Annotated in this window: 4 protein-coding genes; 1 reads left to right on the plus strand and 3 read right to left on the minus strand. The window is 71.5% G+C overall.

Features of this window, described 5'->3' with window-relative positions; all coding sequences use genetic code 11:
- Positions 1-364 precede the first annotated feature (364 nt).
- Complete coding sequence (locus AB0M01_RS28865) at positions 365-11,293, plus strand: amino acid adenylation domain-containing protein (RefSeq protein ID WP_363674929.1); 10,929 nt, start codon at positions 365-367, stop codon at positions 11,291-11,293.
- A gap of 264 nt (positions 11,294-11,557) precedes the next feature.
- Here the strand turns inward: AB0M01_RS28865 and AB0M01_RS28870 are convergent, their stop codons facing one another.
- The 3 genes from AB0M01_RS28870 to AB0M01_RS28880 form a co-directional block, all read right to left on the minus strand.
- Positions 11,558-12,100 (minus strand): hypothetical protein, encoded by a 543-nt coding sequence (locus AB0M01_RS28870; protein WP_363674931.1) that lies wholly within the window; start codon positions 12,098-12,100, stop codon positions 11,558-11,560.
- Between the two features lie 356 nt (positions 12,101-12,456).
- Positions 12,457-13,371, minus strand: coding sequence for an ROK family protein (locus tag AB0M01_RS28875; protein ID WP_363674933.1), 915 nt, complete (start codon positions 13,369-13,371; stop codon positions 12,457-12,459).
- Positions 13,372-13,612: 241 nt separating this feature from the next.
- A complete protein-coding gene (locus AB0M01_RS28880; protein WP_363674935.1) occupies positions 13,613-15,187 on the minus strand; it encodes an alkaline phosphatase D family protein in 1,575 nt (524 codons plus the stop codon).
- Positions 15,188-15,256: the final 69 nt, after the last annotated feature.

Here is a 15,256-nt window from a genome sequence, read left to right on the forward strand (position 1 = left end):
TCGGTCGGCACGTTGAGGCAACGCCGCCCGGCCGCAACGGGGCTGTTCTGTCGGTGAGAGCGAGACGGGTCTGCCCTGAGCCCGGCTCCGTCCAGTTGGGGAGGCGCGTGTCCGTGGGTCGCCGACTTGGCCCCGCTGAGGTCCACACCCGTCCCCAGCAGCTGTTCAACTTCTCCCCGAACCCGACCGCCTGCCGCACCACTGGTTCGCGGGCGGCCGCGAGGCCGCTCCGCCCGGGGGCGACGGCCCCCTCTCACTCCGCTTTCCCTGACCCGCACCCGACCGCCCACGTCCGGCAGGCGTACGTCGTACCGGGTTTGACGAGTGCTGCCGCGGAGCAGGCTGACCTGGTGGTGGCTACGGCGTGGTGAGGAACGGCGCGGACCGACCGGCGATCAGCACCGGGCCGGCCCTGATGATCCCGGCCGGGTACCCGCGTGACCTGCCCAGCGCGCTCCTGCGCGCCGCGCGCGACTTCGGCACCGCCGGAGTCGTCGAGATCGGCCCCGACGGCCGCGAGACCCGCCTCGACTTCCCGACGCTGCTCGAGCTCGCCGCCCGCATCCTGGCCGGTCTGCGCGCCAACGGCGTCCGCGCCGGCGACCCCGCCGTCGTGCACTGCACCGAACCGGTCGGTTTCTTCGCCGCCTTCTGGGCCTGCACCCTCGGTGGCATCCGCCCGCTGCTCATCTCGCCCTCACCCGCCGGCGACCGCTCCGAAGAGGGCCGCGAGCGCCTCCGCAAGGTCACCGACCTGCTCGGCTGGACCGTCCTGATCGGCCGCCCGAGCGACCTCCCCGACGACCTGGGCCTCCCGGTCCTCGACCCCGACGCCCTGGCCGGCCACGAACCGACGTCGGACTTCCATCGCCCGGCGGCCGACGACGTCGCCGTGCTGATGATGTCGTCCGGCAGCAGCACCGGTACGCCGAAGCTCACCCAGCTGACCCACCGCGGTCTCGTCGAGTTCGCCGCCGGTACGCCGGCGATGCTGCCGGTCCGCCCCGGCCAGGTCACGCTCAACTGGCTCCCGCTCGACCAGAGCGGCGCGTTCCTGCTCTACCACCTGCTGCCCGTGTTCACCGGCTGCACCAACATCCACGTCAACACCGGCTGGATCCTGCAGAACCCGCTGCGCTGGCTCGACCTGATGGACACCCACCGGGTCAACCACTCCTGGTCCCCGAACTTCGGCTACCGGCTCGTCACCACCGCGATCGCCGGCGAACCGGACCGGCACTGGGACCTGTCCGCGCTGCGCAGCCTGGTCAGCGGCGGCGAGCAGATCACCGTCCCGGTGATGAGCGAGTTCCTGCGCCTGACGAACCGCTTCGGCGTCGTACCGGAGACCTTCGTCGCGGCCTGGGGGATGACCGAGACCGTCACCGGCATCACCTTCGCCCGCCCCGGCCTCACCCCGAACGTGCACCGCGTCCGGATCCCCCCGACCGGCGTCGTCGAGTGGGTCGACCAGCACGCTCCCTCCGGCAAGGTCGCCGTCGCCCGCCCCGGCAAGCCGCGCGTCGACGCTCCCGGCGTACTGAACCTGCTGTCGGTCGGCGCACCCGCCCCCGGTACGACGGTCCGCATCGTCGGCCCGAACGGCGCCGTCCTCCCCGAGGGCCGGATCGGCCAGCTCCAGGTCGCCTCCGCCCGCGTGACTCCCGGCTACCTCGGCAACCCCGACGCCGACCGCGCCGCCTTCCCGGTCGGCAACTGGCCCGCCCGCAAGTGGCTGGCCACCGGCGACCAGGCCTTCATCGCCGGCGGCCAGGTCGTCATCACCGGCCGCGACAGCGAACGCATCGTCCTCAACGGCGAGAACCACTACGCCCACGAGATCGAGGCCGTCGCCGCTTCAGTGCCTGGTGCTCCTCAGGGCTTGATCGCCGCCTGCGGTATCGCCGACAGCACCACCGGCACCGACCGCCTGATGGTCTTCTACGCCGACGTCCCCGAGACCCCGACCGCCGACCTGGCCGCTGCGATCGGCGAGACCATCTTCGCCCGCCTGGCCCTGACCGCCCAGGTCGTCGCCGTCCCTCTCCACCAGTTCCCAACCACTCCCGGCGGCAAGATCCTCCGCCCGCTGCTCAAACAACGCTGGATCGAAAACAGCTTCGACCACTCGCGCCCGCTCCGCCCTGCAGCGCCGGCCGACCCTCTGGACCGCGCGGCCGAGCCGCCGACGTTCGAGGAGGACCCGTCGGAGCGAACCACGGAGCTCCCGGTCGTCCGCCTGGCGTGGCGCCGGGAGATCAAGGACTCGATCCCGAAGCCGCCTGAGCGCCCGACGTTCGGTGCGAACCGGGAGGTTCCGGCGTACGACGAGCTGCCGGGTGCGTCATCTGATGATTTGGATGCGGCTCCTGCGGAGCCGTCGTCGGCTGATGCGTTCGAGCCCGGCGCCGAGCCGCCGTCGGCTCGTGGTGACTCGCTCGCCGGCTCCTCAGTTGCGCCGACCGCCGCTCTCGCGCCCTCTGCTGTCGCCCCCGCGTCCGCGGACGCTCTCGCGCCGTCTGGCGTCGCCCCCGCGTCAGCCGACAACACGTCCGGAACCGGCGAGACAGACTCGGAAGGCGTCCGGATTCGGACCACCGACCCAAAGACCCCCACAGACTCGGTGGAGGCAGATCCGCCGACATCGGCGACCACGCCCGCCGAGATCGAATCTGCAACCGGCGAGAATGCTCCCGGAGACGCCTCGACGGCGAGCGACGTGCTCTCACGCGACGCCGAGCATTCACCGGCTGACGCCGAGCACGCACCCGCTGGCGCCGAGCACGCATCGGCTGACGCCGGGCCGGCGTCCGTCGACGCCGAGGTCGCATCCGCATCCGACGAGAAGTCCACCGCTGAGCCGCGCGGGGAAGCTCAGTCCTCGGACGCGTCTCAGCCGGAGCAGGCAACGGCCGCCGACGCCCTGCTCACCGCCGGCGCCCTCGAAGCCGAAGCGGCAGCAGCCGCCGAGTTCACCGCCGAGGGACAGCCGACCAACGCGGACAAGCCCGACCCCTCCGCCGAGGCGTTGAGGCCGGACCGAACGACCGAAGCAGAGGCGCAGCCGAGCGACGCAGAGCAGACTCAGTCCGACGCGGCCGTCGCCGAAGCACCCCTCGCCGAGGCGGCCGACGCCGAAGCATCCGCCGACGCCGACGCGGGCGACGCGGCCGTCGCCAAAGCACCTGTCGCCGAGGCGGCCGTCGCCGAAGCATCCGCCGACGCCGACGCGGGCGACGCGGCCGACGTCGAAGCTCCCGTCGCCGAGGCGCCCGCGGCGGACGCGCCCGCCGCCGACGCAGCCTCGACCCAGGTACCGGAGGCCTCGGCCGACGCACCCGAGGCTGACGCGGCCGCGTCCGACGAGCTGATGTCGGCGGAGGCCTTCGACGCCGACGACCAGCCAGTGAACGCCGAGGAGCGAGGCGCAGCGTCTTCCGATGCTCAGTCGCGTGACGAGCAGGATGAAGCAACTACGGGCAGGCCCTCGGCCGACGTACAGACGATCGACGTCGGGCCAGCCGCTCAGGAGCAGGACGACGCGCCCCAGCCTGACGACTTGTCGATTAGCGCCGTACCAGCTGACGAGGCTGCAGTCGCCGCGGCGGCAACCAGCGAGCTCCCGACCGACACAAGGCCGACTGACGCAGCCGACGCCGATGCGGACGCGACGGGCGAGCTGCCAACCCGCACGGCACCAACTGACGCGGCCGTGGCCGATGCGAAGTCAACAGGCGAGTTCCCGACCGACGTGGCGACTGCCGACGCGAGCGAGGCCGACGCGGTAGCCACGGACGAGCCGCCGGCTGACGCGAGTGAGCCTGACGAGGTGGCAACGGACGAGCCGGCAGCTGACGCGGGTGAGCCCGATGCGCTGGCCACGGACGAGCCGCCGGCTGGCGCGGGTGAGCCTGACGGGCTGGCGACGGACGAGCCGCGAACTGACGCGGGCGCGGTCGACGCGGTGGCGACGAGTGGGACCTTGGCCGACGAGCAGAAGATCGATGCTGCGGTGTCGGGCGATCCGGCGAGCGAGGCAGCACCCGCTGACGGGCCCGAGATCAGCTCTGATGAGCAGCTCGACGAGACATCATCCGACGGGCCGTCGACGGACACTGGGGCTGAGACGGACGGCGGCGGTGTCGCGTCGGATGACTCGCGGTCTGCGGACGCGACGTCGGCAGATGCAGCTGCAGGCGAGGGCGATGGGTCCGTCGTACAGGCTGATGAAGCAGAATCCGTCGACGAATCTGCTGCAGCGGATGAGCAGGCGGCGACCGCGGATGCCCGCGAGGCTGCGGTTGCATCGGACGCCTCAGCAAGTGCCGGCGAGCTGGCGGTAGGTGACGATCAGGCTGCAGGCGCGGAGAAGCAAGCAGCTCGCGACGAGGCTGCAGCTCGTGCCAACCAGTCCGCCGACACCGAAGCACACGGCGGCGATGAGCCGAGCGTTGAGCAGGTGCACGAACGTGCCGACGAAGAGGCACAGGCTGACGCCGAGGAGCCGAGTGGTGAGGCGCAGGCTCAAGTCGACGACCCGACCGGCGACGGTACGGCGGTGCGTGCCGGCGAGTCGAGCGGTGAAGCGGCCGTAGGCGACGCGGCGGCCGAGGGACACGCGCCTGCTGACGCCGAGGAGGCGCAGGGCCGAGTCGATGAGTCGAGCGGTGACGCCGTCGCTGAGGTAGATGCTCAGGCCGCCGCTGGTGCGGTGGATACAGCAGCAGACGACGAGGCGACGGCGGAGAACCCGTTGTCGGCGGTTGCTGAGGACGAGGTGGCGCGGGCGGCCACCAACACGTCGTCGCCCGAGGACGCTGCGGAGTCCGGCGCCGAGCCGGCCGAAGGCATCGGAGAGGCCGCCGAGCAGCCTGCCGAGGCTGGGCTGGCCGCTGAAGCTGAGCTGGCCGCTGAGGCTGAGCAGGCGAGTGAGGCTGAGCCGGCTGCTGAGACTGAGCAGGCCAGTGAGGCTGAGCAGACCGCGAAAGGTGAGCAGACCGGCGAGCCTGGGCCGGGCGTTGAAGGCGAGCAGACCGGCGAGGCCGAGCAGGGCGCTGAGGCTGGGCTGGTCGGGGGAGCTGAGCAGGCTGCCGAGGCTGTGCAGGTGTCTGAGGTTGTGGACACCGCCGATGCCGAAGACGCGCCCAAGGATCCGGAAGCCGAGCCGGTTGCTGGAGACAGCGAAGGCGAGCAGACCAGTGCGGCCGGCGACGGTGAGTTGGCTGCTGAGGCTAGCGCGCCTGAGCAGGTTTCTGAGGCGACCGAAATTGAGCAGGCCACCGAGGGCGGCGCCGCTAAACGGACCGGTGACGCGGAGCGGGACGCTAGTACACCTGAGGTCGCGGAGTTGGCGGCGGAGTCGGTAGAGGCTCCGGGCGATGGCGAGTCGGCGACCGATGGTGGGGCATCTGAGGAGAGCACGGCGGTTGCCAACGCCTCCGCGGGGCTTGCGGCTGCGCCGGTGCTGCCTTCGCGGCAAGCCGAGCAGGGCGAGAGCCAGCCGACGGGTGCGGCCGATGTTTCCGTTGCGGAGCTGGCGCCCGCGGCCGCGGTGAAGAGCCCGGCGCACGCCGGACGCGGCGCTGCGGCGGGCGTGGTTGTGGAGCCGGTGGCAGTCGTGGGACTGGCCGCTCGGCTCCCAGGCGCCGGCGGGTTGGACCAGTTCTGGGACAACCTCGTCAACGGCGTCGAGAGTCTGCGGCGCTTCTCGCCGGAGGAGCTTGGCGACGCTGAGGCGTTCGGGGACGACGAGCTCGTCGCCGTCAGCGGTGCGCTTGACGACGTCGAGTCGTTCGACGCTGCCTTCTTCGGGCTGAGCGCTCGCGAGGCCGAGTTGACCGATCCGGCGCAGCGGCTGTTCCTGGAGGTCTGTCAGCAGGCGCTCGAGCACGGTGGGCACGCGGGGTCGACGGAGCGGATCGGGGTGTTCGCCGGGTCGGGGATGAACCTGTACGGCGCGCAGCCGGGGGAGAACCTGGCAACCCGCGTCGCCTACAGGCTCGGACTGACGGGCCCGGCGATCGGCGTACAGGCGGCTTGGTCGTCGTCGTTGATCGCGGTGCATCTGGCTTGTCAGGCGTTGCGGAGCGGGGACGCCGATCTCGCGCTCGCGGGAGCGGCCGCGGTTCATGTGCCTCAGGCAACGGGTTATCACGCGAGTGCCGGCTCGATCTTGTCGCCGAGTGGACATCTGCGGGCGTTCGACGCCGACGCGGACGGGACCGTCGGGGGCAACGGCGTCGCCGCCGTGCTGCTGAAGCGGTTGGATCAGGCGATCGCCGACGGCGACACCGTGTACGCCGTGATCCGCGGGTCCGCGGTGAGCGAAGGGGACCAGGTCGAGCTGGTCGAGCGGGCGCTGGAGAAGTCGGGCGTCCCGGCCGAGTCGATCAGCTACGTCGAGGCCAGTGCGGCCGGTACGCCGGACGCCGACGCCGCCGAGTTCCTTGCCCTGAGCAATGCCTTGCGCAAGCACACGGACAAGGTCGGGTTCTGCACGATCGGTTCGGTGAAGCCCAACATCGGGCACCTCGCCAGCGCGGCCGGCATGGCCGGGCTGATCAAGACGATCTTGATGCTGCAGCACCGCACGCTCGTCCCGACGATCAACTACGACCGGCCGAACCCGAAGCTCCAGCTGTCGGGCAGCCCGTTCGTGATCGGCACGCAGGTCGGCGACTGGAAGTCCGGTACGCCGCTGCGCGCGGGCGTCAGCGCGATAGATGCCCGGGGCACCAGTGCGCACGTCATCCTCGAGGAGGCGCCGCGGCAGATCCGTCGCGGCGACGACGGCCCCGTCGTACTCGCGCTGTCCGCGCCGGATCCGGACGGGCTGAGCGATCTGGCCGAGCTGTACCGCGCCGACTTCGAGGCCGGGACCGGGCACCGCCTGATCGACCTCGCCGGTACGGCGGTGCTCGGCCGCCCCGCGCACCGGCACCGGATCGCGATCGCCGGCTCCTCGGAGCAGGAGCTCGCGGAGGCGCTCGGTTCGGCGATCCCGGCCGAGGTGCCGCGCGGCGGGCCCGGCCCGCTCGGGTACGCGTTCACGGGGCAGGGTGCTGCCAGACGTGGCATGGCGTCAGGTCTTGCCGCACGGTTCCCGGTGTTCCGGTCGGTGCTCGACGAGTGCGACAAGGTGTACGCCGACGAGTTCGGCGGGAGCCTGCTCGAACTGCTGCTCACCCCGGCGACCGGGACCGAGGGTGTTTGGCCGACGGAGACCGCGCAGCCCGCGCTGTTCGCGTTCGAGCTGGCGCTGGCGCGGCTGTGGGAGTCGTTCGGCGTCCGGCCTGCGCTCGTCGTCGGGCACAGCGTCGGCGAGTACGCCGCGCTCTGCGTCGCCGGTGCGCTGTCCACCGCGGACGGCGTACGGCTGACCGCGAAGCGCGGCGAGCTGATGCAGCGCGGAACGGTGCCGGGGGCAATGGTTGCCGTGCGCGCCGATGCCGATCGCGTCCGTGAGCTGGCCAAGACGCCCGGTGTGGAGGTTGCTGCGGGCAACGGTCCGCAGTCGTTCGTGCTGGCCGGTTCCGAGGTGATCGTCGGGCAGCTGGCCGAGCAGCTCGACCGGTTGCAGGTGTCGTGGCAACGGCTCGACGTCGACCGCGCGTTCCACAGTTCGCTGGTCGATCCGATCCTGGCCGACTTCGCCGAGTTCGTTGCCACGGTCAAGCTTCGGCCGCTGCGGACGCCGATGGTGTCGTCGTGGTCGGGCGAGCTGCTGGAGAGCGGCACGAAGCTCGACGAGGACTATCTGGTCGGTCAGCTGCGGCAGCCGGTGCTGTTCGGCGACGCGGTCGAGGCGCTGACCGCGGCGGGGTGCCGGCGGTTCCTGGAGCTCGGGCCGGACGCCGTGCTGTCGCCGGCCGGGCGGCGGATCGCGCCGAACAGCACGTGGATTCCGGCGCAGCGACTCGGGCAGGACCCGGTGCTGGCGACGATGAACGGGCTCGCCGAGCTGTACCTGCAGGGGACTGAGATCAACTGGGCGAAGGTGTACGCCGATGGTGGGCGCGTGCCGCTGCCGACGTACCCGTTCCGGAAGGTGCACCACCCGGTCGATGTGTTCGCGCGCGCGGAGTCGGCGAAGGCCGCGCCGGTCGAGGAGCCGGCCGACGAGCCGCGCCCGGTCGAGCGGACGAGCGGTGCGCTGAAGCGCATCCCGTTGGACCCGCCGGCCGCGAAGGCTGAGGCGGTCGCGGCGGAGCCGGAGGCCGCGGAGGAGGAGGAGTCGCCGTTCGCGATCCCGGCGGATGATGTCGACCGGGTGATCGTCGTACCGGTGGAGCCTTCTGCGGTCGAGGCCGAGCAAGAGCCGACGACCTCGGCGGACGAGCAGCAGCCTGCAGCCGCGGACAAGCCCGCGGCGGAATCCGGGTATGCCGCAGCGGCCGATCCTGAAGTCGTTGCCGAGCGTTACCGGGAGTCCCTGGACCTGGTGCTCGACCTGACCAGCGAGCAGCTCGGCCTCGACCCGTACGACGTCACCGTCGACCACTCGTTCAAGGAGCTCGGGGCCGATCCGGCGCTGATGCAGCGGGTCGTCGACGAGGTGCACCGCAAGTTCGACGTCGAGGTGAAGGCCACGGCGCTGTTCGAGGACCTCATCACGCCGCACAAGCTCGCCTCGGCGGTCGCCGCGAAGACGCCGCCGTCGGCGTTCACCGCGAAGGCCAAGCCGGTCACGCTGAAGCCGCCGCGGATCAAGGTGTTGCCCGAGGTCCCGAAGAAGCCGGAGCCGAACTCGCGGACTGCGCTGGCGGTACTCGGTTCGGGCCTCGCCGAGCTGGCGGCGCGCGTTGACGCGGCCGCGGCGGCGACCAGCGAAGCTGATCTGCCGGGCTCGGGGATGGCGGCGCTGATGTCGCAGCAGCTGCGGGTCGCCAGCCAGCTGGTCGACGGCGTCACGAAGCTGATGCACGAGCAGCTGGCACTGCTGGGCGACGTGCCTCAGCCCGCGGCCGAGGCGAAAGCGGACGAGCCGGCCGCAGAGACGGTTGAGTCCTCCAGCTCACCACAGGTCGAAGAGAGCGACGCAGCGACGATCGAAGCCGAGCGTGCTCGTCAGCGCGCGGCGATCGAGTACTGGCAGGCTGCGTTGAGCGGCGCCCAGCCGCTGGTTCTGCCCGCGGACAAGGCGCGCCCCGAGGCCGCGGCCGGTACGGCGTCGCTGGTGCACGAGCTCGACGCCGGCCTCGGCGAGGCCGTGTTCGCGTTCAGCCGGCAGCGGCGGCTCAGCCCGTTGATGACGATGCTCGCCGCCGTCGGCACCGTGCTCGGCCGGTTCGCCGCGCAGGACGACATCACCATCGGCGCGGCCGCGCTCCGCAGCCAGGAGCCGACGCCGTTGCCGCTGCGGATCGATCTGTCCGGCGAGCCCGATCTCGGTGAGCTGGCGCAAAGGGTGCGCGAGGCAACGACCGGCGCGTTCGACCACGCCGGCGCCGACCTCGCCGTACTGGAGCAGGACCCGCTCTACCAGGTCCTGGTCGTCTTCGAGCCGACCACCGACGAGCTGCCGAGCGGTCTCGATCTCCGGCTCACGCTCGCCAACCACGCGCAGGGCATCACCTGTACGGCGGACTACCGCTCCGGGCTGTTCGACGAGTCGACGATCAAGCGGCTGCTCGACTACCTCGAGGCCGTGCTGCGCCGCGCGCTCACGCAGCCGGCCGCGTCGCTGCCCGAGCTGATGCTGCCGATCGAGTCCGATCGCCTCGCGCTGCGCGAGCTGGAAGGAGCAGCCCCGGCGAGTGGACCGGTCGGGCGCGTCCGCCGGAACGCGGTCGTCAGCGGCGAGCTGAGCGGGCTGCACACGCTGTTCGAGCAGCAGGTCGCCCGTACGCCGGACGCGGTCGCGCTGATCCACGGCGAGCGCGAGATCTCGTACGCCGAGCTGGACCGGCGCGCGAACGCCGTCGCGTGGCAGCTCGTCGACCTCGGTGTGAAGCCGGGGCAGCTGGTCGCCGTACGGGTCGCGAGGGGTGCCGAGCTCGTGGTCGGCGTACTGGCGGTGCTGAAGTCCGGAGCCGCTTACCTGCCGTTGGATCCGGGTGTCCCGGAGGGGCGGTGGGCGTTCATGACCGCGGACGCCGGGGCGGTGGCGCTGGTCGGTGACGACGCCGCGCTGGCCGACCGGCTCGGGCTGCGGCTGGTGCCGGTTGTTGCCTCGGGCGACGACGTACGGGCCGGGCAGGCGCCGCCGGTGAAGGCCGCGGCCGATGACGTTGCCTACTGCATCTACACGTCGGGCTCGACCGGGAACCCGAAGGGGGTCGCGGTACCGCACCGCGGGCCGGTGAACCTGATCCGGCACTACCTGCGATCGCGGTCGTCGCTGCGGACGCTGCAGTGGACGTCGTTCGGGTTCGACGTGCACGTGCAGGAGATGTTCACGGCGCTCGCGTCGGGTGCGGCGCTGGTGCTGATCGGCGAGGACGACCGGTACGACCCGGACGCGGTCGTTGCCGCGCTCACCGAGTACGGGATCGAGCGGCTGTTCATGACGTTCACGCCGCTGACCGCGCTGCTCGCGACGATGGACGAGATGCCGGAGCTGCCGGCGCTGCGGGAGATCGTCGCCGGCGGTGAGGCGATGGTGCTGACGCACGGGATTCGTGACTTCCTCGCGGCGCACCCGGAGTGCGTGCTGTACAACGAGTACGGGCCGACCGAGGCTTCGGTGGTGACGACCATCCACCAGGTCGACCCGGCCGAGGACCGGCCGTCGATCGGGCGGCCGATCGACGGGGTCGTCGTACGGTTGCTGGACGAGGCGCTGCGGCCGGTGCCGGTCGGGGCCGTCGGGGAGATCCATCTCGGTGGCGTGGCCGTTGCCCAGGGCTACATCGGGCGGCCGGACGAGACGCTGACGTCGTTCGTCGCGGATCCGTCGACGCCGGGGAGCCGGCTGTACCGGACCCGCGACCTCGGGCGGTGGCGGCCGGACGGGACGCTCGACTACCTCGGGCGGGTCGACGACCAGGTCAAGATCCGCGGGCACCGGGTCGAGCCGGGGGAGACCGAGCATGTGCTGGCCGATCTCGACGGGGTGATCGACGCGGTTGTTGTGGCGTGCGTGAACCCGGCGGGGGACACCTGCCTGATCGGGTACGTCGTACTGGAGGACGAGGACCCGGCGGTGCTCGCGCGGCTGATGCTGGAGCTGACGAAGGAGCTGCCGATCTACCTGGTGCCGGCAGACCTGATCCCGATCGAGGAGCTCCCGCTGGACGCCGCCGGCAAGCTCGACCGCCGCCAGCTGCCCGAGCCGGAGTGGCTCCACGACTGACGGGCTCGTGGGCTTCGCCCACCTCGCCCCCGGGACAACAGGTGGGTGTCCAAGCCCATCACCTGTGGTTGCCCAGGTCGGAACGCGCCGCCTGAGCCTGCTCCGCGGTGTATTCACCCCACAGCAAAGCCCGCCCGGCGTACACCGGGCGGGCTTCGAAACACCTGGACTTCGGTTCTGCACCCCGGACGGGGGATGGATCCCGGTGACAGCCCTCCCGCAGTCACCGGCCCACCGTCCGCGGTGCAGAACCCGCGTCGATCCTCATCCCTCCTGAGGATCGATCGCACTCGCGGCCCGGCGGCGGAGCAGCGCGTAGGCACTGATCACGCAGATGAGCAGCGAGTAGACGGCCCAGACGGATCCGACGTTGCCGAGCTCGTCCCCGTTCCCACGGGATCCCAGCGCGACGACGGCGGTGACCGCGACCAGCGCGATCAGTGGGCCGGTCCAGCCCAGCACGCCCATCCGGACCGGCTGCTCGGACTCGGACGGGTCGTCCGGGTCGTGCGCGGCGGAGATGGCGCGTCCCCGCAGGGACTCGTGCAGGGCCGCGACGCCGCACGAGGCGGCGACGTTCAGCAGCAGCAGGCGGTCGGCGACGTCGGCGACCGGTACACCGGCGACGGTGCCGTAGAGGACGGCGTACACGTCGACCGGGACCGTCGCGGCGGCGGCGCCGACGACGACCAGCTGGAACAGGCGCGGGCGGCGTACCGAGGCCCGCAGACGGCCGTGCGCGCTGGTGGTGACCACCACCAGCGCGGTGAAGAAGAGTGCGAAGACGACGAGTACAGCAGCGTCCATCAAGAGCGGTTCCTCTGCTCGAGCGTTGCCCCGGACAACGCTGGTGGACGTGCGTACGAATGGTCTGCTGCCCGCGTGCGCGGCGGAGAGTCGCCTCTCCGCCGCACTCGCAAGCGGTCAATCCCTGGCATGCAGGCCCCCCTGATTGCCCTTGGATGACGTGCCCCCACCCCATCCATCCGTTGCATCGGACGGACAGGGGTCGCCGTTACAGACTTTTCGGCATTGGGTAAAAATTGCACAAAATTGCGCGGGAGATCCCTTTCCGCGCGGTGCAAATGTGTGTACGCCGTGCCGCCGGTGCGGCCGCGATCACCGTGAGCCTTCTGTCGGGTTGTCCGACAAAGTTCAACTACTCAGGTGGTCGCCCAGGCCAGCCGGGCCGCGCCCAGCAGGCCGGCGTTCGCTAGCTGGGCCGGCTCGACGGTGAGTCCGGTGACGAACGGCAGCTGCGCCAGCCGCTTCACCCAGCGCGTCACCGGGTCGAACAGCACCGGCCCGGCCTTCGCGACGCCGCCGCCGATCACGACGGTGGTCAGGTCGACGGTCACCGCGGTCGCGACGATGCCCGCGGCAAGGGCCTGGGCGCCGTCGTCGAACACCGCGAGCGCGATCTCGTCCCCGGCCGCGGCGTCCGCCGACAGTACGGCGGCGTCGACCTGCTCGCCCGTCCGCCAGCCGCGCCGCTGCGCGCGGGCGACCATCCGCGGCCCGCTCGCGTACGTCTCGACGCACCCGTACGAACCGCACGCACAGGCTTCGCCGTCCAGGTCGACCACCATGTGCCCGAGGTGCGCCGCGTTGCCGGACTGGCCGAGCAGCGGCTTGCCGTCGACGACGATCCCGGCGCCGACGCCGGTCGAGACGACGATGCCGAGCAGCGTGTCGACCGCGCGACCCGCGCCGGTCCACGACTCACCGAGCGCGAAGCAGTGCCCGTCGACGCCGAGCTCGACCGGTACGTCGCCGACCAGCGCGCGGACCCGGTCGACCAGCGGGAAGTTGCGCCAGCCGGTGATGTTCACCGGGGAGACCAGCCCGTGGGTGAGGTCGAGCGGTCCCGCCGACCCGATCCCGACAGCGACCGGCGTCGTACCGCCGCTGACCCGCCCGACCAGCTCCGCGAGCGCGCCGAACACCTGGTCGGCGTCGCCGGGCGGCGTGAGGATCCGGTCCTCGGTGAGAATCGTCCCGTCGGCGGCCACCAGCGCGGCGGCCATCTTGGTACCGCCGATGTCGATGCCGAGAACGGTCGCGGACTCGTCGGTCATGGGCGGGTGATCTGCACTGTCACGGTGATCGGACTCCGGTCGGTGGCGGTCAGGTCGAGAGACAACGTTATCCGCAAGTGGCTGATACAGCGAGAGGTAACTGTGGCTAATCACGCATCACCACGCCACACAGTGCGCAGAATCGGCCCCGGAACACACTGAACGTCACTGACAACGATGGCCTTTGAGAGGACAAAAAAGCTCCCCGCCGTACGACGGGGAGCAATTTTGCGGGAAGGGATCAGGTGAGGTTGAGGCCCGGCTGACCGGCTTCGACGGTGAACGATGCGCGCGTGGAGACCGGCGCACCCGGCGTACTGACGTACGGGATCACCTTGAAGTCCGCCTGCAGAGACTCGCGGGTGAGGCGCGTCTTCACGTACCCGCGCTGGTTGTTGAGGAGCTTGATGTGTGGGTTCTCGTCGAGCTGGAGCTGGCCGCCGGCTGGGAAGTCCTGGCCGTCGCCGCCGGAGGTGATCGACGTGGTGACGAGCTCGACGCCGACCGGGCGCGACGAAGGGTCGCGGAAGTCGGTGAGCAGGTCGTTGGCGTAGTGCTTGTGGACGTCGCCGGTGAGGACGACGGGGTTGGTGACGTGCCGCTGGCGGAAGCCGTCGAGGATGCGCTGCCGCGAGGCGACGTACCCGTCCCAGGCGTCCATGCTGTAGCTGACCCCCGGCCCGGCGGTGAAGTCGCGGGCGCCGAAGAACACCTGCTGGCCGATCACGTCCCAGGTCGCCGACGAGCGGCCGAGGCCGTCGAGGAGCCACTTCTCCTGCGCGGGGCCGGTGATCGAGCGGGCCGGGTCGAGCGCTGCCGGGCAGTCCGAGGTGGTGTCGTTGCACGCCTGGTCGCTGCGGTACTGGCGGGTGTCGAGCATGTGGAACGACGCCAGCCGGCCCCACTGGATCCGCCGGTAGATCTGCATGTCGATCCCGCGCGGGATCGAGCTGCGGCGCAGCGGCATCATCTCGTAGTACGCCCGGTACGCCGCCGCGCGCCGCTCCAGGAAGCCGGCCTGCCCGGCCGGCGACGGGATCTCGTCGGCGTAGTTGTTCTCCAGCTCGTGGTCGTCCCAGACCACGACCCACGGCGCGACCGCGTGCGCGGCCTGCAGGTCGGGATCGGTCCGGTACTGCGCGTGGCGGACCCGGTAGTCGGCCAGCGTCCAGATCTCCTTGGCCGGCGAGTGCGCGCGAGCGCCGCTGCCGCCCGCGCCCTCGTAGATGTAGTCGCCCAGGTGCAGCACCAGCGACGGGTGGTCCTCGGCCAGCCTCCGGTACGCCGTGAAGTAGCCGCCGGAGTAGTTGGAGCAGGAGACGAACGCCATGTCGAGCGGGCTCCCGTACGTGCCCGGCAGCGGCGTCGTCAGTGTGCGGCCGATCTCCGAGACGTGGCGCTCGCAGCGGAACCGGTAGTAGTACTCGCGGCCGGGCAGCAGCCCGCGGACCTCGACGTGGACGGCGTGCGCCGACTCCGGCGTGGCCGAGACGACGCCGGACCGGACGACGCGGCGCATCGCCGGGTCGAGCGCGACCTGCCACTGGACCTGGTAGCGGCGCGACGGCATGCCACCCATGCCGTCGGCGGCGAGCGGGTCGAGCGCGAGGCGGGTCCAGAGGACGACGCTCTGGAAGTCGGGGTCGCCGGAGGCGATTCCCAGCGTGAACGGGTCGGGGAGCGGCTGGTGAGACGCCGGTCCGGTGACGGGCATCGGCGAGCCGGCGGCCGGCAGCGATCCGGCTGCTGCGACGGCGGTCGCACCGGCGGCGGTGGCCACCAGCAGCTTGCGACGGGTGATCGGTGTGACGGGCATGGCGGAGCTCCGTAACTGATCGGTGGGCGGATTCCCATCCACCCTCGTGGGCGGCTCCGAACCCGAGAT

The sequence above is a fragment of the Kribbella sp. NPDC051770 genome, assembly GCF_040681455.1.
Classification (GTDB): Bacteria; Actinomycetota; Actinomycetes; order Propionibacteriales; family Kribbellaceae; genus Kribbella.

Coding starts and splice junctions, on each gene's coding strand:
- AB0M01_RS28870 (WP_363674931.1), bottom strand. CDS start 12,100: ATGGACGCTGCTGTACTCGTCGTCTTCGCACTCTTCTTCACCGCGCTG.
- AB0M01_RS28875 (WP_363674933.1), bottom strand. CDS start 13,371: ATGACCGACGAGTCCGCGACCGTTCTCGGCATCGACATCGGCGGTACC.
- AB0M01_RS28880 (WP_363674935.1), bottom strand. CDS start 15,187: ATGCCCGTCACACCGATCACCCGTCGCAAGCTGCTGGTGGCCACCGCC.